The sequence below is a fragment of the Mycetohabitans rhizoxinica HKI 454 genome, assembly GCF_000198775.1.
GTDB lineage: Bacteria > Pseudomonadota > Gammaproteobacteria > Burkholderiales > Burkholderiaceae > Mycetohabitans > Mycetohabitans rhizoxinica.
The window spans coordinates 444,330-466,089 of sequence record NC_014718.1; the positions used below are offsets into that span (position 1 = coordinate 444,330).

At 57.5% G+C, this 21,760-nt stretch carries 10 protein-coding genes and 2 pseudogenes; 8 read left to right on the forward strand and 4 right to left on the reverse strand.

The genetic code is table 11. The features are described from left to right. Nucleotides 1-25 precede the first annotated feature (25 nt). The gene (locus tag RBRH_RS19335) at nucleotides 26-196 is read left to right on the forward strand and encodes a hypothetical protein (protein ID WP_013428713.1); all 171 of its coding nucleotides are present in this window, start codon (nucleotides 26-28) and stop codon (nucleotides 194-196) included. A gap of 305 nt (nucleotides 197-501) precedes the next feature. On the opposite strand, the gene RBRH_RS13855 is transcribed toward RBRH_RS19335, so the two are convergent. Next, nucleotides 502-936: a transposase gene (locus RBRH_RS13855; protein WP_013428715.1), complete on the reverse strand. Its 435-nt coding sequence runs from the start codon at nucleotides 934-936 to the stop codon at nucleotides 502-504. Between the two features lie 1,057 nt (nucleotides 937-1,993). Between RBRH_RS13855 and RBRH_RS13860 the strand changes: the two genes are divergently transcribed. Beyond that, nucleotides 1,994-9,607, forward strand: a complete 7,614-nt coding sequence (locus tag RBRH_RS13860; RefSeq protein WP_013428717.1) for a non-ribosomal peptide synthetase — start codon at nucleotides 1,994-1,996, stop codon at nucleotides 9,605-9,607. 341 nt (nucleotides 9,608-9,948) lie between these two features. Here the strand turns inward: RBRH_RS13860 and uvrA are convergent, their stop codons facing one another. After that, nucleotides 9,949-15,876, reverse strand: a complete 5,928-nt coding sequence (gene uvrA / locus RBRH_RS13865; RefSeq protein WP_013428718.1) for an excinuclease ABC subunit UvrA — start codon at nucleotides 15,874-15,876, stop codon at nucleotides 9,949-9,951. A 315-nt stretch (nucleotides 15,877-16,191) separates the two neighbouring features. Between uvrA and RBRH_RS13870 the strand changes: the two genes are divergently transcribed. Then, nucleotides 16,192-16,443: a hypothetical protein gene (locus tag RBRH_RS13870; protein WP_041754795.1), complete on the forward strand. Its 252-nt coding sequence runs from the start codon at nucleotides 16,192-16,194 to the stop codon at nucleotides 16,441-16,443. 54 nt (nucleotides 16,444-16,497) lie between these two features. Here the strand turns inward: RBRH_RS13870 and RBRH_RS13875 are convergent. Continuing rightward, nucleotides 16,498-17,122 (reverse strand): annotated as a pseudogene (locus RBRH_RS13875) (GNAT family N-acetyltransferase). Between the two features lie 207 nt (nucleotides 17,123-17,329). Next, nucleotides 17,330-17,644: a hypothetical protein gene (locus tag RBRH_RS19340; RefSeq protein WP_157864542.1), complete on the reverse strand. Its 315-nt coding sequence runs from the start codon at nucleotides 17,642-17,644 to the stop codon at nucleotides 17,330-17,332. Between the two features lie 100 nt (nucleotides 17,645-17,744). Here RBRH_RS19340 and RBRH_RS19345 point away from each other — a divergent pair, with 100 nt between their 5' ends. The 5 genes and pseudogenes from RBRH_RS19345 to RBRH_RS16480 all read left to right on the forward strand — a co-directional run bounded on the left by RBRH_RS19345 (nucleotide 17,745) and on the right by RBRH_RS16480 (nucleotide 21,508). Further along, a complete protein-coding gene (locus tag RBRH_RS19345; RefSeq protein ID WP_157864543.1) occupies nucleotides 17,745-17,963 on the forward strand; it encodes a hypothetical protein in 219 nt (72 codons plus the stop codon). Continuing rightward, the gene (locus RBRH_RS21465) at nucleotides 17,866-18,132 is read left to right on the forward strand and encodes a D-glutamate cyclase family protein (protein WP_370645099.1); all 267 of its coding nucleotides are present in this window, start codon (nucleotides 17,866-17,868) and stop codon (nucleotides 18,130-18,132) included. The genes RBRH_RS19345 and RBRH_RS21465 overlap by 98 nt, the downstream gene beginning before the upstream one ends. Nucleotides 18,133-18,733: 601 nt before the next feature. Further along, a pseudogene (gene ahpC, locus RBRH_RS13890) lies at nucleotides 18,734-19,296 on the forward strand (alkyl hydroperoxide reductase subunit C). Nucleotides 19,297-19,373: 77 nt separating this feature from the next. After that, nucleotides 19,374-20,975 carry an alkyl hydroperoxide reductase subunit F gene (gene ahpF / locus RBRH_RS13895; RefSeq protein ID WP_013428723.1) on the forward strand — a complete coding sequence of 534 codons (1,602 nt, stop codon included), beginning with the start codon at nucleotides 19,374-19,376 and terminating at the stop codon, nucleotides 20,973-20,975. 116 nt (nucleotides 20,976-21,091) lie between these two features. Beyond that, nucleotides 21,092-21,508: a hypothetical protein gene (locus tag RBRH_RS16480; protein WP_049786542.1), complete on the forward strand. Its 417-nt coding sequence runs from the start codon at nucleotides 21,092-21,094 to the stop codon at nucleotides 21,506-21,508. The last annotated feature ends 252 nt before the right edge of the window (nucleotides 21,509-21,760 follow it).

A 21,760-nucleotide genomic window follows, 5' to 3' on the forward strand; every position in this document is an offset into this window, starting at 1 on the left:
TCCTGTTGATAAGACCGACGCGCGGATGATAGCGGGTTCCGCGCGGCACCGTCGCCGGCTAGCCGAATGGGGCACCTGCCACGAGATCACCGGCGCCGGTGTGCAGGACGATTCCCCGGCTTTCACCGATGCCGCATCGAACAGTATGGAGCACGGTGCATTGAACGCACAGCTTACGGCTTACAGAGAAGGCTGATGATTGTTAATGTTCGATGACGATTGCGCTGACGCGCACGACAATCCGGCGGCCGCCAGCGCCCGACGCCTCGGGAAAGCTTTGATTATCGGGCTCAGGCAGCCATCTACTGGGCGACATGCAATGACGCTGCCAGGCGCGTCAGCCTCAGCGGCTCTGCCGCCCCTTCATGCCCGTTCGGCCCGCGACGATAGGGCAAGACACCTGCCAGCGCGTTCCAAATCCTGGCATACGCGTGAAGCGCACGGCATCACGGACATGAGCGCTTATGAAACGAATGCTTGCGAACGCCGGAAGACATGCTGTCAGCAGCACGCTAAAAATGGCTTTTCCACACTTTGTGTGAAGTTTGTGCCGTGGGCTAGCATCAGTTCGACACGCGATTTAGCATGGCCATGTGAATCACCACGCGAAATGCCTTCGGCATAGGCGCCGGCGCGACCGCGCGACACAAACTGAACTGCGCAATGACGACTTAGCCAGTTCGCCGCCGTCGTTGCACCGCGCGGCGGCAGCAGATCCAGTAGCCGGCGTTTCTGGAGATCGGTCAATAGAGTAGCGTAGCAAGAGCCACGTTTGAATAGCCCGTCAACGATGCCCATGATGGGCGGCTGCGGTGTCGCTGCGCATGGCTCATCACCGTGGCCTTTGAGCAAACGAAGCATCGTTTGGACCCGACCGTTCCCCTCCAAAAACATCCATGCGGGGAGTGGGCAACAGGCGTTGAAGGAAAAATCCACGCCGGTGTCCGAGTGATGAGATATCGTGTTTGACCGTCATCCTCACTAGCCAGGAAGTGGGAAAACCACATTACGTCCGACGTTGACACCAGCTCATCTGGTGTTTCCGATGGAACCCGCAAACCAAGCGTCGCAGATGCACTTAAAAATTTATTTTTTCAGGCGGATAAATTTTATAGATGCAAACAACATGATTATTACATCATTTGTCTTATACTGCCATCTCCAGTTATCGGCACACACTGCTTACGTGCTTTTCTATACTGATTCTGGCGTTTTTTGAAAAGAAAAATTGCTTGGATGGTTCCCAATTTAGTTCTATAGTGACTTCACCTCATTGGAAACCTATGCACTTGGGAACGGGACTTCATTCCCGTACGCGGTGTGGATTATCAGAAGAATGGGGTGATTCGTCGGCAGCCGCGACTGCCGTTTTATACAGGCGATGTCTGGAGTAAACGCAATGACGAAGTACTCTGAGTTAGTCCAAGCCACGTTGTCCTTACGCGGTACATCCGTTTTTCCTATCTCTCTTGTCTCGAACCACTGTGCAAACTGTGACGCAATGGTGCTTTAGTTAGATATACATCCAGACAATGGCTTTCATGAGCGGGAACATCGTTAAAATCCCCCTCATTTCAGTCGCAATCTGAAACATTGCAGCATCCTACCAAAAGCACAATGTCTTATCGAATTTAAATGATTCGATAAGCAAGCAATATTTGCAAATTTTAAAAGGGCCAACCAACAGCAAAACATAAAATTAGATAATCATTAAATAAATCGCAATGACGCCGTATTCAATTAACGCAATCAATGTTATTCTCAGTGAGTTAAACGACGATGTGAAGCGATTTTTATATCTGCGCAGGCAGTGCCGCGCTTAGCAGATGATAGCCTGCCAGTCTTAAATGGCACCCATACCGAGCTGGTTGTATTTCCAATGTGCTAGAGGCTAGGCATTCGTATCGGATGCGCGTGCGCCACAATAGCGCAGCGCAAACTGGATGCTAAGTGGTAAAGCCATTCCCTTATATTGAACGAGTGCAAAATTAATATGAATAATCAAATTGCTAAGCTTGAAACCTCTGGCCCAACTGAAGTAGTGCATTCTTCTTCACTCGGAGCACAAAGCCCTGCGCTACAGACTAAAGAGCATTCTGCTCCATCGCGCCGGTGTGCAATTGTGGGCGGCACTACATTGGCTGTACACTGTGCGCAGCAACTTGTTGCCTCAGGGTATGTCGTCCAAGTGGTATTGGCAACCGACGCAGTGTTAAAAGCATGGGCAAATCATGAGGGGATACTTTGTGTCGATACGGTTGATTCGTTAAACAACAACATCAGACAGCATCCGGTAGATTGGTTATTTTCGGTCGTTAATCCGTTCATCCTGCCAGCGTCACTGATTGAGAACATCCGCAATGGCGCGTTCAATTACCATGACGCGCCATTGCCCCGTTACGCAGGCACTCATGCCACTTCTTGGGCGTTGTTGGCTCATGAATCTCATTACGCGATTACCTGGCATTACCTTACCGCAGCGGTGGATGCCGGGCATATTGCAGTCCAACGTCCTATTGTAATTGATGCAGACGAGACCGCACTAACATTAAATCTAAAATGTTATCAGGCAGCGCGAGAAAGTTTTAATGAATTGTTATCTGGTTTAAGCCAATGCTCATTAGTCGTACGCTCGCAAGACCCGACCCAGCGCAGTTTCTATGCCAAACACCGTCGCCCTCCGGCTGGCGCCTATTTGCGCTGGATAAGTCCAGCTCGGGATTTATCTGCATTGGTGCGTGCGCTGACGTTTGGCGAGCTTTATTTCAATCCGTTGGGCTGTCCGAAGTTGTTGCTTCAACAAGGTACGGTACAGGTGGCACGTGTTACGAGACTGGACCAGCGTTCCAGCGCTGTAGCTGGTACGGTGATCAGCATCAAGCCTCACGCCTGGCAAATTTCGACGGGTAGCGAAGATGTGTTAGTTAGCGGCTTTTCCACTCTTGAGGGCGAGCCTTTGCCCGCCCAGGATTTAGCAATACAGTCAGGCATTAGTCAAGGCGATAGACTACCCGAGCTGACCCAAAAACAAGCCGATTCGATCACTGAGATTCATGAAAGGCTAGCGCCCCACGAAGCTTTCTGGCAACAACGCTTGGCATGCCTACAGCCTTTACAGTTGCCTTTTGGACAACGTGAGCATAGCACCGAACCTGAATGGGTAGCGAGCGCATGGTGCCCGCCCTTGCAAGAGAAAGATGCATCAAATCAGACAGCGACAGCGCTACTTACTGTATTTTCGATCTATCTGGCCCGTCTGACGGCGCAAACGAAATTTCAGATTGGCTGGCACGTCAATGAAGCCTACAACTCGTTAAATACCCTCGCCTGCTTGGCTTCAGTGGTGCCCATGGACATCGTGGCAGAGTTGAATGAACCTTTTGCAAGGAATTTGGCCAACATTCAGGCAGAGTACGCTCGCCTTGAGAAACATCGCACATTTGTGCGCGACCTAGCCTCCCGTTCCCCAGTACTTCGTGATTTGCCCGCCTTGCGTGCAAAACATCCTTGGCCAGTGGCAGTGTCGGTATTACCTAATGAAACGCAGTCTTATCTGATTTCTAGCACGGACGCAGTTGGTACGCTGATAACGCTTCAAATTAATTCACTTGGAGCATTTCGCTGGGTATATGATGCCAACCGTTTGGATGCTGTTCAGGTCCAGCGCATCAGCGAACATATACGCGAGTTGGGACATGCGTCACTGAATGCCGATCATGCTGACAAGCCAGCTAAAACATTAAACTTGCTGCCATCAGCCGAGCGAGAACTACTACTCAATACATGGAACGCAACACAACGGGATTACCCAGCGCATTCGTGTGTCCATCAGTTGTTCGAGGCGCAGGTAGCTCGCCTACCCGAGGCTACGGCACTCGTGCATGAAGGCCAGAAGCTCAGCTATATTGAACTTAATGCTCAGGCAAATCGCTTGGCACATCAGCTAATCGAGTTGGGCGTGAAGCCCGATGCGCGGGTGGCGATTTGCGTGGAACGGAGTCCTGCGATAGTAGTGGGATTGCTGGCGATTTTGAAGGCTGGGGGCGCCTATGTGCCGCTAGATCCGGCGTATCCGAGGGAGCGGCTCGCGCACATTCTGCAAGATGCGGTACCGCAGATCGTGCTGGCCGATACATCGGGGCGCGCCGCACTGGGTGATGCGGCTCTGGCCAACCGTATCGTGCTGGATCCGAACACAGTGTTGGACCAACCTGACACAAATCCGCGGGTGCCAGGCCTAAGTCCAAGTCACTTGGCATATGTGATCTATACGTCCGGTTCGACTGGTACGCCTAAAGGTGTGATGGCACACCATCAAGGCGTGGTCCGACTGATCCAAGAAACTGATTACGTACAGGTTGAGCCGGAAGCGGTCTTTGCATTCGCATCGAACGTGGCATTCGATGCAGCAACTTTCGAAATTTGGGCACCCCTATTAAACGGCGCTCGCATCGAGATTATCGATCGAGAAAGCCTACTTTCTCCGTCTGCCTTGGCTCGTAAGCTCAAACAGCGTGGGGTGACCGTGCTCTTTTTAACAACGGCGCTTTTTAACCAAATCGCTAAAGAACAGGCTGATGCCTTTAGTGATCTACATTATCTGTTATTCGGAGGAGAAGCGGCAGATCCCCAATGCGTGTCTCGCGTTTTGCAGGAAGCAAAGCCGCGGCACTTGCTGCATGTGTATGGACCAACGGAAACGGTGACCTATGCGAGTTGGTATGAAGTGCGCAGCGTCACTCCGAGTCGGAGCATCCCGATTGGCCGACCGATTGCGAACACGAGCATTTACTTGCTCGATACCTACGGTCAGCCGGTGCCGCTAGGTGCGGTCGGCGAATTGTATATCGGCGGCGCGGGTGTCTCTCGCGGCTACCTGAACCGGCCGGATCTCACTGCTGAACGCTTTGTGCCTGATCGGTTCTCGGCTACCCCGAATGCCCGCATGTACAAGACGGGCGATTTAGCACGTTATTTGCCCGATGGCAATTTAGAGTTTATAGGTCGCAACGACCATCAGGTCAAGATTCGTGGCTTCCGGATTGAATTGGGCGAGATCGAGGCTTGCTTGGCCCAACACGCGCAAGTACGCGAGGCGGTAGTGCTGGCACTGGGTGATGACAGCAAAAAGCGTCTGGTGGCGTATGTAGTGGCGGAGGCCAATGATGCGCTGTCCGGCACCTTGCGCGCCCATGTTTCTGCGAGTTTGCCTGAATACATGGTGCCCAGTGCATTCGTGCGGCTTAATACGTTGCCGCTGACGCCGAACGGCAAGTTGGACCGGCGCGCACTGCCGGCGCCGGATGCGGAGGCATTCGCGCATCAAGCGTATGAGGCGCCACAGGGCAAGCTCGAAACCACGCTGGCTCAAATTTGGTCCGAGTTGCTCGGTGTCGAACGCGTGGGTCGTCACGACAGCTTCTTCGCGCTCGGCGGGCATTCATTGCTCGCCGTGCAGATGATTGAACGTCTCAGACGCCTCGACCTTACCGTGTCGGTACGCACACTATTCAACACGCCCACACTCAGCAAGCTGGCCCAATCGTTAGGCCAACACTGTGAAGTGGCCGTGCCGCCCAATCTCATTACACTCGAGACTACAACGCTGACCCCCCAGTTGCTGCCATTGGTCAACCTTAACCAGGCTGACATTGACCGAATTGTCGAACAGGTCCCCGGTGGCGTCGCAAATATTCAAGACATTTATGCGTTGTCGCCGATGCAGGACGGTATTTTATTTCACCATCTGCTGTCGACCGATGGTGATCCGTATTTGCTGATCGCCCAAATGGCGTTTGATGACAGAGCGATGCTCGACCGTTACTTGAATGCGGTCCAACAAGTTATCAACCGACACGATATTCTGCGTACCGCGTTTTTCTGGGAAGGTCTATCCACCCCTGCGCAGGTCGTTTGGCGTCACGCCCCGCTGTCAATCACCGAGCTCGCTCTCGATCCGGAAGAGGGACAGATCACTGAGCAATTGGCCCAACGCTTTGATCCCCGGCAACACTGCCTCGATTTGACTCAAGCTCCGTTGTTGCGGTTTGTGATTACGCAGAACAATGACGGTCGTTGGCTGCTGGTTCAACTATTGCATCATCTCGTTCACGATCACTCGACGCTGGAAGTCATGCATGCGGAAGTCAAGGCCTTTATCGAAGGTCGGGATGATACGCTGCCACCCGCGCAGCCGTTTCGCAACTTGGTTGCGCAAGCGTACTTAGGCATATCGCAAGTCGAGCACGAGCGTTTCTTTACCGAGATGCTTGCCGACGTGGAAGAACCGACGCTACCGTTCGGACTGGCCGACGTGCATCACGACGGCACACAAATTACCGAGGCACATCAAAGGCTACCGCAAGCTTTAAATGATCGGCTACGTGCTCAAGCCAAACGGTTAGACGTAAGTTTAGCCAGTTTGTGTCATCTGGCCTGGGCGCAGGTGCTCGCTCGTGCAAGCGGCCAGCAGCGTGTGGTATTTGGTACAGTGTTGTTTGGACGGATGCACGCAGGCGACGGCGCAGACAGTGCAATGGGGCTATTTGTCAATACACTGCCGTTGCGTGTGGATTTGGACAGTGACAACGTGGCAGATAGTGTGCGAAACACGCAAGCGCGGCTAGCTGCGCTGCTCGAGCATGAGCATGCGTCGCTGACGCTTGCACAACGCTGCAGTAGCGTACTAGCGGGTACACCACTTTTTAGTGCGCTGTTGAACTACCGACACAATGCAATACAGACGGTTGAGAGCGAAACGTCTCCCGGCATTGAATTCCTAAGTTTTGAGGAGCGTACCAATTATCCTCTTATACTGTCGGTGGACGATTTTGGCACTGCACTGGGATTGACAGCTCAAATTGCACAGCCGTTCGACCCTGCCCACGTATGCAGTTATATGCAACAGGCGCTGGAGAGCTTAGTCGAAGGGCTCGAATACACGCCCGATATGCCAGTTTGTCAACTAGAAATATTATCCAGCGAGGAAAGAAAACATTTGCTCAAAACGTGGAATGCGACTACAAAACCGTATCCAAAGCACATGTGCATCCACCAGTTGTTCGAAGCCCAGGTTGAGCACACGCCGCAAGCCACTGCGCTGGTATGCGAAAATCAAACACTCAACTATGCACAATTGAATGCTCAGGCCAACCACCTTGCACATCGTTTGATCGAACTGGGCGTTCAACCGGACGTACGTGTCGCAATTTGTGTAGAACGCAGTCTTGCAATGGTCGTGGGGTTGCTCGCAATCCTAAAGGCGGGTGGTGCTTATGTACCGCTTGACCCAGGGCATCCATCTGAGCGCCTCGCCTATTGCCTTAAAGATGCAGCACCAGCCATTCTGCTAGCCGATGCGGCTGGCCGTGCCGCATTGGGGGAAACAATTCTCCATTCGCTGACCGTGCTCGATCCGGCTGTATTGCCAGAATCCTCCAGCATCAACCCCAATGTTTCCGAGCTTACCCCTAGTCATCTCGCGTATGTGATTTATACATCCGGCTCGACCGGTGCTCCAAAGGGTGTGATGATCGAGCATGCACAAATTGTGCGTCTGTTTGAAACTGAACCATCTACAGAAAATCAAGCACTGAAAAGCACTCAACTGGCGTATAGCTTAACGCCTACTGATCGCGTCTTGCAAAAAACGCCTTTTAGTTTTGACGTTTCTCTCTGGGAAATTTTTTGGACTCTAATGAACGGCGCTACCCTTGTGGTAGCGCCGCCGGACGCGCACAAAGATCCCTTTGCATTAGTGGACTTGATTATACGGCAGCGTGTCACCACCGTTCACTTTGTGCCGTCCATGCTTCGTATTTTTCTCAATAGTGGAAGTATCCAGCACTGTACATCTTTAAAGCAATTAATTTGCAGTGGAGAGGCGTTATCCAGTGCAGATATTCAAATTTGCCGAGCACTGCTTCCTCAGGTGCAACTGCATAATTTGTATGGCCCCACCGAAACCTCTATTGGTACAACAGTCTGGACCTGCCCAGTAAAATGGACAGCAAAAAATGTTTTGATTGGCCGACCGATCGCAAATACGAGAGTTTACCTGCTTGACGCTCGTGGCCAGCCAGTGCCACTAGGCGCAGTGGGCGAATTGTATATTGGCGGAGAAGGAGTGGCACGCGGTTACCTGAACCGTCCGCAGCTCACTGCTGAATGCTTTGTACACGACCCATTCTCGGATCAACCCGATGCGCGCATGTATAAGACAGGAGACTTGGCACGCTACTTGCCAGACGGCAACTTGGAGTTTTTGGGCCGCAACGACCATCAGGTCAAAATTCGTGGCTTCCGAATTGAATTAGGTGAGATCGAGGCATGCTTGGCTCGGCATGCGCAGGTGCGTGATGCGGTGGTACTAGCGACAGGCGAGGATCAGGATAAACGCTTAGTAGCCTATGTAATAGCGGATGCAGACGAACAACTGGCCAACACGCTCCGCATACATCTAGCAGCTAGCCTGCCTGAATACATGGTCCCCAGTGCATTCGTACAGCTCAATGCTTTTCCGCTCACGCCGAGCGGCAAGCTAGATCGCCGCGCGTTGCCGGTACCTGACACGGGTGCACTTGCACTTCAAAAATATGAAGCGCCGCAGGGCCAACTCGAGACTACGCTTGCTGACGTCTGGGGCGAATTGCTGGGCGTGGAGCGAGTAGGGCGTCAGGACAGCTTCTTCGCGCTTGGAGGGCATTCACTGCTCGCTATTCGGATGATTGAACGCATCCGCATTACATTGGGTATCGAGATTACTATCCTTTCGCTATTCGAAACTCCCACCATCGCGGGACTGGTACAGCGCTTAGTTCAAAAAACAGGTATTCGCGATGACGCCTTCGCTGTTTTGCTTCCTATTCAACCCACTGGTACCCGGCCACCTCTTTTTTGCGTTCACCCCGTCAGTGGCTTAAGCTGGCTCTATAGGAATTTGATAAATTACTTAGATACTGATCAACCCGTTTATGGCTTACAAGCCCGAGGACTCAATGGCGCTTCACCACTTGCGGAAACAATCGATGAAATGGCGGCGGACTACATCAAGCAAATTCGCCGCATTCAGCCTAACGGGCCCTATCATCTGCTAGGGTGGTCTTTCGGCGGCAATGTAGTCCATAGTATGGCGTCGCAACTAGAACAACAAGGTGAAAGCGTGTCGTTACTGGCTTTGCTAGACAGCTATCCAGATTATGCTCAGCGAGTTGATGATCCAGATAAAATTCAAAAGGAATTTTATATTGAGCTGCTGTCCCGGTATGGGGATGACAGCATCCCAAATGTAGGAGATTATTTATGGGGAAAAACTCGGGATGTTATCAAAAATAATCATCGTCTTTTAAAAGAAGCTTCAATACCTATCTATTGTGGCGACGCACTGTTTTTTTATGCCACGATAGCGGATGATGAATCAATTCCGCTAGCCTCTCCTGATCTTTGGAAACCTTATATTCTTAAAAATATTGAAATATGCAATATACATTGCAAACATAGGGACATGGGAGGGCCTGGACCGGCCACTGAAATTGGTCAGATTCTAGCCCAAAGGTTAAGTAGTCTATATGTAAGCGCGAATTCCAGCGCACCTGGCGTGAGCGGGTGAGAAACCTTACGATTGCGTCCTCAACCACGAACTTGCGGACGCAATCCATGACAAGGTCCTTCGCCGCCTCCATGCCATTCACGGAGTCGATCAGCACGTTCGAATCAAACAAGGCTTTCCCATTCGCGGCATAGTTCCTCTTGATACATATGAAAGGCCCCCGACGTGATGATCCTTCCACATACCGAACACATCGATGCTAAGAGCGCGCGTGCGTTGAAGGACATACACGTTGCCTGCGTCGCGGATCATTGGGACGCTGGGTGAAGCCGAGACTGGCTAACCATACAACCCTTTATCAATCAAAGTTAGCACCAATCAAGCGAACACCCCAGCGAGCCTCAACCCGCACGAAGATCACCGTAGGAAGCATCGTGCCCCGGCACCCGTTCACGCGCGAGCACTGATGCAAGCGCCGCGCCGGTATGGCTATGCCGGACCTTGACGAGCCCTTCGGGCGCCGCGGCGGCCACCACCGTCCCGCCGCCGGCGCCGCCTTCCGGACCCAGGTCGATGATCCAATCCGCCTCGGCGATCACATCCAGGTCGTGCTCGATCACGACGACGCTGTGCCCGGCATCGACGAGCCGGTGCAGCACATGGATTAGTTTCGCGACATCGGCCATGTGCAGGCCGACCGTCGGCTCATCAAGCACATATAACGTATGCGGAGCGCGCTGGCCGCGTCGCGCGACGTCATCACGGACCTTGCTCAATTCGGTGATGAGCTTAATGCGCTGTGCCTCGCCCCCAGACAACGTCGGCGACGGCTGCCCCAGCGTCAAGTAGCCCAGCCCCACGTCCTTCATCAACTGCAACGGATGTGCGATCGATGAGATCGCGCCAAAAAACTCGACTGCCTCATCAATCTCCATGGTCAGCACGTCACCGATGCTGCGGCCGCGCCACGTGACAGCCAGCGTCTCCGGATTGAACCGTTGCCCGTGACAAACATCACACGGCACCTTGACGTCCGGCAGGAAGCTCATGCCGATCGTGCGCACGCCCTGTCCTTCGCACGCTGGACAGCGGCCGTCGCCGGTGTTGTACGAAAAGCGCGATACCTGGTAGCCGCGCGCCCGCGCCTCCAGCGTCTGCGCAAACAGCTTGCGGATCGCATCCCAGATGCCAATGTACGTGGCCGGACAGGAGCGCGGCGTCTTGCCAATTGGCGTCTGGTCCACTTCCAGCACCCGATCGATGCCGTCCCAGCCGGTAATCGACTCACAACCGCGCCACAGATGACGGACACTGACACGCGGGCGAGCGTCGGTGCGCGCCAGCACGCTGGCGCGTCGAGCGCGTGCCGACACGTTGTCGGCGTCACCCTGTGCCGCTTTGCGCGCGCGACGCTGTGCCGGCGATGACAGCACCGAGCGCCCGACCGCATCGAGCAGGTTCGCCATCAGGACATCGCGCGCGAGCGTCGACTTGCCGGAACCCGATACGCCCGTGATCGCAACCAGCCGCGCCAGCGGAATATCGACCGTCACATCGCGCAGGTTGTGCAGCGACGCGCGCTGCACGGTCAGCCAACGCGACGGCGCCATGCGGCTGGCCGCATCGACAGCGCGCCTCGGCTGCAACGGGTGCACGATCGGTTGTGCGAGATAGCGGCCCGTCAACGACCGCGGGTCCGCCGCGATGTCGGCGACACGGCCGGATGCGACGAGCGTACCGCCGCGCTTGCCCGCGCCGGGCCCGATGTCGATGATATGGTCCGCGCGCCGGATCGTGTCCTCGTCGTGCTCGACAACGACCAGCGTGTTGCCCTTGTCGCCGAGCTTGCGCAGTGCGTCCAGCAAAATCCGGTTGTCGCGCGGATGCAGTCCGATCGTCGGTTCGTCCAGCACATAGCACACCCCTTGTAGGTTGCTGCCAAGCTGCGCGGCAAGGCGGATGCGTTGAGCTTCGCCACCGGACAAACTTGGCGCCGCACGATCCAAGCTCAGGTAGCCCAACCCGACCTCTTCGAGAAATTCGAGCCGGCTTTGTATCTCGCTGACGACGTCGCGCGCAATCTCCGCCTCGCGCCCGCCCATCTGCAATTGACTGATCCAGTGTCGCGTATCCGATACTGTCCACTGCGCAACCGCGACGATGGGCTGACCGGCAAACGTGATCGCCCGCGACACGTCGTTCAACCGCGTGCCGCCACAATCCGGGCAAGGTGTGTCGCCGACGCCTTCAGGCTCTTGCTCTTCGGAGGGCAGCGTTTGCTCACGACCCCGCTCATCACCGCCGACGACCGTATCGTCGAACGCAGCGCGTTGCTCACGCGTCAGTTTCAAACCGGTACCCACGCATGTCGTGCACCAGCCATGCTTGCTGTTGTACGAGAACATACGCGGATCCAACTCCGGGTAGCTAGTGCCGCACACCGGGCACGCACGCTTGGTCGAAAACACCTTGATCGCGCCGATATTGGCGCCTGAGCCGCCGCGCGTCATGCCGTCGAGCAGGCCGTCCAGCGGCGCGAGCACGTGCATCACGCCCTTGCCGACCTCGAGCGTGTCCGCCAGCAGGCGGCGCAACTCGCCTTCGTGATCTGCCGACACGACCAGATCGGCGACCGGCAATTCGATCGTATGCTCGCGGAAGCGGTCCAGCTTCGGCCACGGATCGACACCGACGAACGCGCCATCGACACGCAGGTGCGTATTGCCCCGTGCCTTTGCCCACTTAGCCAGGTCCGTGTAGACGCCCTTGCGGTTCACGACGAGTGGAGCGAGCAGGCCGATATGCTGCCCCTTGTAGTCACGCAGCAACTGTGCGGCGATCGACTCAATGCTCTGCGACGTGACCGGCGTGCCGTCATGCACGCAATGCTGCACACCCAGCTTCACATACAGCAGACGCAGAAAGTGCCACACTTCGGATGTCGTCGCGACCGTGCTCTTGCGGCCGCCGCGCGACAACCGTTGCTCGATGGCGACGGTCGGTGGAATACCATACACCGCGTCAACTTCCGGCCGACCAGCGGGCTGCACAATCGAGCGAGCATACGCGTTCAGCGACTCGAGATAGCGGCGCTGTCCCTCATGGAACAGAATGTCGAACGCGAGCGTCGACTTGCCCGAGCCCGACACCCCAGTGACCACATTGAACTTACCGTGGGGGATATCGACGTCAAGCGATTTCAGATTGTGCTCGCGCGCGTTGACGATCCGCACCGCATGCTCGGGGCTCGCGTGCCGCACGCGCCCCGCCGTCAACGCCGTTTGCAGCGCAACGCCGGCGGCAGCGGCCTCGCCAGCCAGGTACGGCACCAACGGCTCGTTCACGCCATGCGCACCGGGCAATGTCGCCCTGACGTCACCTGCTTGCAATGCCCGATCGTATTGCAACAGCGCCTGACCTGTGTGCGACTGCGCGCAGCGCTTCACCTCTTCCGGCGTGCCACTGCACACGAGCTTGCCGCCCGCATCACCACCGTCGGGGCCGAGATCGATCAACCAATCCGCCGCGCGGATCACATCGAGGTTATGCTCAATCACAATCAGTGAATGACCACGCTCGAGCAGCTTGCCGAATGCGCGCATTAGCTTCGCGATGTCGTCGAAGTGCAAACCAGTGGTCGGCTCGTCGAACATGAACAACCGTGTCGGCACGGTGCCCGCACCCCGGCCCGGCGTGGTCTCGGCAAGAAAACCGGCGAGCTTGAGCCGCTGCGCTTCACCGCCGGACAGCGTCGGCACCGGCTGCCCGAGTTTCACATATTCGAGTCCGACGTCGACGATCGGCTGCAACACGCGCAGCACTTCCCCATCGCTGGCGAACAGCGCCGTCGCCTCGCTGACCGTCAACTCCAGTACGTCGGTGATTGCCAGGCGCCGCGTCGCGCCGCCTGGCGCCGTGCGCTCGATCGTCACGTCCAAGACTTCCGCACGATAACGCTTGCCGTCGCAATCTGGGCAGCGCAGGTACACGTCGCTGAGGAACTGCATCTCGACGTGCTCGAACCCCGAGCCACCACATGTCGGACAGCGCCCGTCCCCGGCATTGAAACTGAATGTGCCGGCCGTGTAGCCACGCTGCAGCGCGAGCGGCGCCTTGGCGAACAGCTTGCGGATTTCGTCAAACGCGCCGACATAGCTGGCCGGGTTCGACCGCGCCGTCTTGCCGATCGGTGATTGGTCCACGAACACGACCTCGCCCAATGCGTCGGCGCCGCGCAGCGCGCGATAGGCGCCCGGCGCGTCGGTCGGCTTGCCAAAGTGGCGCGCCAGGGCCGGGTACAGCACGTCCTGCAGCAACGTTGATTTACCGGAGCCGGACACGCCTGTCACGCACACCAGTCGCTGCAGCGGAATCTCGACGGTGACGTCGCGCAGGTTGTGCTCGGTCGCCCCTTCGAGCACCAGTCTTCGCGTTTGCGCATCGACGGGGCGACGCAGCCACTCGGATGCATCGGCGACACGCTTGCGGCCGCCCAGATATGCGCCGGTCAGCGTCGCCGCGTCGCGTACGTCAACTGGCGTGCCGTCGTAGACGATCGTGCCGCCACGCTCCCCTGGACCGGGGCCCATGTCAATCAGGCGGTCGGCCGCAAGCATCACAAGCGGATCATGCTCGACGACCACCAGTGTGTTGCCGGCGTCGCGCAATCGCTGCATCGCCTCGATAATCCGGCCGAGGTCGCGCGGGTGCAAGCCAATACTGGGCTCGTCCAACACAAACAACGTATTGACCAGCGACGTGCCCAACGCGGTCGTCAGGTTGATCCGCTGCACCTCACCGCCGGACAGCGTGCGACTCTGTCTGTCCAGCGTCAGGTAGCCAAGACCGACGTCGCACAAGTAGCGCAAGCGGGTGCGCACTTCGGCCAACAACAGCTTCAGTGCATCGTCGAGCAACAGACTCGGCAGCGTTAGCTCGTCAAAAAACCGGCAGATGCGCTCGATCGGCATCAGCATCAAATCATGGATCGTCAAGCCAGGCAACGCTTCGAGCTGCGCACGCGTCCAGTCCACGCCGCGCGGCATGAACCGCTGCTCACGCGGTAACACCACGTCCGCGTTGGCTTGTGTGCCGAGCCGCCACAGCAGCGCATCGGTCTTGAGCCGTGCACCGCCGCACGTATCGCAGGGCGTATAGCTGCGATACTTCGACAGCAGCACGCGGATATGCATCTTGTACGCCTTCGATTCCAAATAATCGAAGAAACGCCGTACGCCATACCACTGCCGCTGCCAATCGCCGTCCCAATCCGGCGAGCCGTTGATTACCCAATCGCGATGCTGCGCGAACAACTGCGCCCACGGCGTGTCGCGCGGGATGCCCGCGCGCGCCGCATAACGTATTAGGTCGTCCTGGCATTCCTTCCACGCAGGGGTCTGCATCGGCTTGACCGCACCATCGCGCAGCGACTTGCGCTCGTCCGGGATCACCAGCCCAAGATCGACGCCGATCACGCGGCCAAAACCGCGACACTTGTCGCACGCGCCATAGGGCGAATTGAACGAGAACAAGGCCGGCTGCGGCTGCGCGTAGCGCAAATCACTGTCCGGGCAATGCAGGCCGGTCGAGAAGCGCCAGGTCTGCGCGGGTACGTCACCGTGCTCGGGCACCTGCACATCGACGCGGCCGCCGCCGCGCTTGAGCGCCGTCTCGATCGCCTCTACGACCCGCGCCTTGTCAGCGCCGTGCACGCGGAAACGATCCGCGACGACGTCCAGCAGCTTGCGGGAACCGGACGCGGCAGCAACCACGCGCTGCGCGTGCACGCGCGTATAACCGCTTGCCGATAGCCACTGCTCGACTTCCGCCTCCGTTGCGGTGTCCGGCAGCTCAATTGGGAACGTCACGATCACCCGCGGATCGCGCTCGCGTGTGCGTTCGACAAGCTCCGCGTAGATCGTCTCGGGCGTATCGTGGCGCACTCGCTGCGCGGTCTGCCGGTCAAATAGCTCCGCGGCACGCGCATAGAGCAGCTTCAGATGGTCGTTCAACTCGGTCATCGTGCCGACGGTCGAACGTGAACTGCGCACCGGATTCGTCTGGTCGATCGCGATGGCCGGCGGCACGCCATCGACCCGATCTACCTGTGGGCGGTCCATACGGTCCAAAAACTGACGCGCATACGCGCTGAAAGTCTCGACATAGCGACGCTGCCCTTCCGCATAGAGCGTGTCGAACACGAGGCTCGACTTGCCGGAGCCCGACGGTCCGGTCACCACCGTCATCTCGCCCGGATACAAGTCGAGGTCGAGGTTCTTCAGGTTATGCTGGCGCGCGCCACGGATACGGATTGAGTTCGAGGAAGACAATTTATCCGACCATTTTTGAATACCTCCCGATACTGTACACGCATACAGTATTTTTGTCTTCTAGGATCGGATCAGCGGCACGCCTCACCGCTTGGTTATTATTCTCACGTCACAGGTCCCTGCTGCGCCGCGTCGCCCGCCGCCAAAAAATTCCGGCGCGCGTGCATGTAAAAAACGCCAAGAGAGCGTGCGCGTCCGACACCCGACCGTGTCCCGACGCCGACTCACTGCTGCAGTTGACCGACATTGGGCTGTGGATGTCGTTTTACGGCAACCAATCAAATATTTACACACCGTTTTTTTGGCGAGTGGACAATGCAAGATTCCCGCTTGGAGAACGTCGTGTCTGATCTGTCCGTCTTGAAGTATTCGATCCGCCATGGCGGCGGAAAAGGCCGCAAAAGGCAGCAAACACTTCACCGCCGTCTGCGCGTGCGCCGATGGCTGGATGCGCTGGCGTTGACCGGCGTTGTCATCGCAACGGCAACGATCGTCGCAGGCCATCCGACGCTCGGACTGGGCTTCTATCTCGCTTCGACGCTGCCCCTTGTATTCCATGGGAGGTGATGCGCCAACAATGCGAGCGAAGATGAACCATGCGCTGGATAGGCGCTGCCACGCTTATGCAGCCCGGGCCAACGTGCGCCGCGCCGGCATCAATCGCCGGTCCCACTGGCCGAGCATACGTGCCGCAACCGGCGGTTTGCTCAGAATAGCGCTGTCATAGCGTTTGTCAGCAAATCGCATCACGTCAACGAGGCGAAATCCCTGTGAACGATAGAATGCGATCAGGTGCGACGCCGGATACGGGGTATCGAGCGCGAGCGCCGCGTAGCCGCGGGTGGCCGCCCAATGCTCGGCGAACGCTAGCAGCATCGTGCCGAGCCCGCGTCCTTGCCATGCCGGATCGATGCCAAACTGACGCAGCGTCGCAACATCACGCAGCCGATAGTAATCGCATGCGGAATCGACATCGCGGGCATACAACGTCATTGTGCCGATTGGCGCAGAGCCATATGCCGCGACGAAGCAATCGCCGGCCCGCGCACGTTGCATCGTCGAGATGACCGGCTGATCGACGCAGGTGCAGTTCAGCCCCATGGCCCCAAGGCCGGCGAATGCCACGATGCAGCATAGCGGTCAACGACGCATAGGAATCCACGCGTGGATCGAATCGTCTGAGCGTGACGCTCCGTCCGACTGTTCGCGCCTTGCCATCATCGACATACGAGCGCTGCAATGACATGCGACCTCCTCCACACTGAATCAGCTGTACGAAGTCTAGAGCCCGGCTTTGCGGCGTCGCAAGAAAAAATACCGTAAAAACAGCGACGAACCGGCGTCGCAACGCGCGCTGCGCCGTCAGGCCGCGTGACTCGCAGGCCACGCGGGTGCCGATCGTACTGCGCTCGTTATATTCGTGCCAATAGCGATATTGATCGTTGTATTGCCGTCAATGCCTTTGTTGATCGTTATATTGACGCCAGTATCGTTGCTGATCGTTATATTGGCGCCAGTACCGTTGTCGGTCGTTATATTGCCGCCAATACCGTTGTTGGTCGTTATATTGGCGCCAGTATCGTTGTCGATCGTTATATTGGCGCCAGTACCACTGCTGATCACGACGCGCCCGCTCGCTCGCGTTGTCGCTGATGCGCATGCGCCAATCGTCGTTTCCGTGCTGCATGGTGCCCGGCTCCACGGCCACGCATCGAAGCGCGTACGCAAGGATCATCGTGGCCAGCAGCATCGCTCGTTTCTTGTGCACCGACATTCTCCATTGCATGGCTTGTACGGGACGTGGCACGGTAACGTGGCATCGCGGTCACGTGCCAAAACAACTTCGCATGCGGCGCGACGGTAACGCAGTGCCAAATACAAAATTCGTCAAGCCGGTCATGCTTTCGGATACATTGGCGACCCTGGCGGATCACCACATGGACAACCCAGGCAAGAGGGCGCAGAAAACAAACGGTGTCGAAGGCATGCTTGACGTCGGCAACGGCATCACTGAGTTGTTGGACGATATCGAGAAGCTGTGCGAACACTTGCGCATCGAGCACTGGGTCGTGTTCGGCGGCTCATAGGGTACGCCGCTCGCACTCGCCTATGGCAAGAGCTTGCGGGCTTACCTCGCAAGGCACCGTGATGGCAGCTGAGCTACCTTTTGCTATCGGTCACGCTGCGGGGCACATGTTGATTAACGGACATCTCAATCGAAACGCTTTTATCCTGACAGGTTGCAGACGCTGTTGACTCCACCAAGACGCCTCGTTGCTGGCTCCCAGACTGGCGACGAAGTCCCGCGCCTATCATCAAAGCTGCAGAGCGTTTCATACGGCTTTTATGCGACTAGGCCTCGGCGGCCGCTAATAGTGCTTCGTTGGACGCAGGTCACAGTCATTCGTCGGGGTCATCGCGGACCGCATTAGAAGATGTCAGTTTGAACACAGAGAACTATAGGGCTACCTTTGACAAAACTAGCCCATTCAGGTTTTGTTCGCAACGGGCGTCGTCCAGTCAAACGGTCGTCGTCCGGTCAATGTCCGCAGGCCCAGCAACGTCGCAGCGTTCTGTCACGATATAGGGCATCGTCAACGATGGGTTCAAGTGGACCTCGGATTCGGCTGGCCATAACCGCTACGACATGTCCAGCCCAGCGAACGTAAGGCTTAGGCAGCGCCTGATCAACGCCTTCGCCGCACCGTTGCCCTGCCCGCGACGTGAGGCGGTCCAAACATCGGCGTCGCACCATAGAATATTTAAATTTAATTCATAAAATCAATTAAATTTACCTAATCACATATCGGCGACATACTGGATTCCTGGACCAAGACCAGACAAACAGGAGGACCGAATGTCGATCATCAACAGCCGGATCAAGCCGTTCAACGCAACCGCTTATCGCAACGGTCAATTCGTACCGGTCAGCAACCAGACGCTTAAGGACAAGTGGTCGGTGATCGTCTTCTACCCGGCCGATTTCACCTTCGTCTGCCCGACCGAGCTCGGCGATCTAGCCGACCGGTACGCTGAGTTCCAGCAACTCGGTGTCGAGATCTACAGTGTATCAACCGACACGCATTCCACACATAAAGCGTGGCACGACACGTCGGACACGATCGGCAAAATCGCCTACCCCATGATCGGCGACCCGACGCAAGCGATCTCGCGTCACTTCGACGTGCTCGTCGAAGAGGAAGGCATGGCGCTGCGGGCACATTCGTCGTCAATCCGGCAGGCGAGATCAAGTTATGCGAAATCCATGACAACGGCATCGGCCGCGACGCCGGTGAGTTGTTGCGCAAGGTGCAAGCGGCCCAGTATGTCGCTGCGCATCCAAGCGAAGTCTGCGCTGCGAAATGGTCCCCCGGCGCGCAAACGCTCAAGCCGTCGCTGGACCTGATCGGAAAGATCTGACGCAAGGCGTCGCATGACGCGCGACGCCGTCACCCCGAAGGCGCCGCGCCCCCCAATCGTACCCAACTGGCACTGACATGCTCGACACAACCCTGAAGCATCAACTCAAAGCGTACCTGGAAAAGGTTAGTCGGCCAATCGACATCGTCGCATCGGTCGACGACAGCGACAAGTCGCGCGAACTGCTCGCGTTGCTCGACGATATTGCGTCGCTGTCCGACCACATCCGTGTCAACGTGCGGCGCGACGAGGAACCGCGCAAGCCGTCGTTCTCGATTGGCGAGCCGGGCAAGCCCAACGGCATCCGCTTTGCGGGCGTCCCGCTCGGCCACGAGTTCACGTCGCTGGTACTTGCGCTGCTGCAGACCGGCGGACACCCATTGAAGCTCGACGATTCACTGATTCAGCAGATCCGTGAATTGGACGGAGACTACCGGTTTGAAACGTATTTTTCGCTGTCCTGCCAAAACTGCCCGGAAGTCGTGCAAGCGCTCAACTTGATGGCATTGATCAACCCACGCATCCATCATGTCGCGATCGATGGCGCGCTGTTCCAGGATGAGGTCCAAGCCCGGCAAATCATGGCGGTACCCACGATTTTCCTGAACGGTGAACGCTTCGGCCAAGGGCGTAGCGGCATCAAGGATATCCTTGCCAAGCTGGACAGCGGCGCGAGCGCGCGCGCGGCGCAGGCACTACAGGACAAGCCGGTGTTCGACGTACTGGTTGTCGGTGGCGGACCGGCAGGCGCGGCCGCCGCTATCTACGCCGCGCGCAAGGGGATCGCCACAGGGGTGGTGGCCGAACGCTTCGGCGGGCAAGTACTCGATACACTGGCAATCGAGAATTTCGTGTCGGTGCAGGAAACGGAAGGACCCAAGTTCGCCACAGCGCTCGAACAGCACGTGACCCAATACGACGTCGATATCATGGATACGCAACGGGCCGAAGCACTCATTCCCGGCCCCATACATCAGGTGCGGCTCGCCAGCGGCGCGGTGCTGGAGGCGAAAGCCGTCATCCTCGCCACCGGCGCGCGCTGGCGCGAGATCGACGTGCCGGGCGAGCGAGAATATCGCAACCGCGGTGTCGCCTATTGTCCGCACTGCGACGGCCCCCTCTTCAAGGGCAAGCGCGTCGCCGTCGTGGGGGGCGGCAATTCGGGCGTCGAAGCAGCCATCGACTTGGCGGGCATTGTCAGTCATGTCACGCTGCTCGAATACGGCCCCCGGTTGCGCGCCGACGCGGTGTTGCAGCGCAAGTTGCACAGCCTGCCCAACGTCACGGTGATCACGCAGGCACAGACCGCCCGCATCACGGGCGACGGCAGCAAGGTAGACGGGCTGACGTACCGGGATCTTCGCACAGGCGAGTCGCAACACATCGAACTGGCGGGTGTGTTCGTGCAAATCGGCCTGGTGCCCAATACCGAGTGGCTGAAGGGCACGGTCGAGTTGTCGACGCACGGCGAAATCGTCGTTGATGCCAAGGGGGGGACGTCGATACCGGGGGTGTTCGCTGCTGGCGACGTGACCACGGTGCCATTCAAGCAGATCGTGATCGCTATTGGCGAAGGAGCGAAAGCGTCGCTCGGCGCGTTCGACCACCTAATCCGCCACGCTGACCCGGTAGTGACCGAGCCGGTGACCGTGCAGCCCATTCGCGGCGGCACGGCGTAGCCTGCGCACGTGGCGGCCCGCCGCTACGTGCGGCACGCGCCTTGCGAGCGGTCCCATTGCAAGCGCGTCGGCGCCATAGGGGCGCAGCGACCACGCGCGCAGAATGGAGAATCGACATGATCAGCATCCCGGATTCGACTTTGCCTCAATTCGACCGCCCGTTCCGGCTGTTCGCGACGGAAAAGCGCGTGCTGGCGCAGAACGCGGTGGGCAAGCTGATCGATATTGGTGCCATTGAACACCTGCACGACGGCCACTGCGCGATCCACCTCGATGTCGATGCAATCAACACCGGCCCGCAGCCGAATCCGCAGTCGGCGCTGCGTACCCTAGTTCCGAAGCTAAACTTCGACTATCTGGACGGATTGTTCACCGCCGAAGCAAATGCGAGGTTTGACGGTCGGCCCGATATGACGGACGTGACGGATACTTCACTTGGATCAAGGTTGGCAGTACCAGATGTCGGTGTATCGCAAGGCGCTCCAAAAGCATTCCGTCATGCAGAACATGTCGCGCCGACGCGACCGGCATAACGCGACTGAACACGTCGTCGAGTAAGTGTGCGGCGTGTGCCTCAAGCAACGCCGCTGTCTCGGGGAGATCGACCATCGAGAACGTTGTTTCGGCATCGGAATGCGCACTACCCGGCTTAGACCGATTGCTTGCAAAAAACGCGGCTGGGTGCTGCGCGATCAGCTACTCAAGCCACACGAATTCGCCGCGGTCCACGTCGAACCAATGCAATACATCGTTCAACTCGCGTGCTGCGCTGTCATTATCAGGCA

What these genes read in the sequence shown, in the direction of transcription:
- RBRH_RS19335 (WP_013428713.1), top strand. Translation starts at nt 26, where the DNA reads ATGATAGCGGGTTCCGCGCGGCACCGTCGCCGGCTAGCCGAATGGGGC.
- RBRH_RS13860 (WP_013428717.1), top strand. Translation starts at nt 1,994, where the DNA reads ATGAATAATCAAATTGCTAAGCTTGAAACCTCTGGCCCAACTGAAGTA.
- RBRH_RS13870 (WP_041754795.1), top strand. Translation starts at nt 16,192, where the DNA reads ATGCAAGATTCCCGCTTGGAGAACGTCGTGTCTGATCTGTCCGTCTTG.
- ahpF (WP_013428723.1), top strand. Translation starts at nt 19,374, where the DNA reads ATGCTCGACACAACCCTGAAGCATCAACTCAAAGCGTACCTGGAAAAG.
- RBRH_RS16480 (WP_049786542.1), top strand. Translation starts at nt 21,092, where the DNA reads ATGATCAGCATCCCGGATTCGACTTTGCCTCAATTCGACCGCCCGTTC.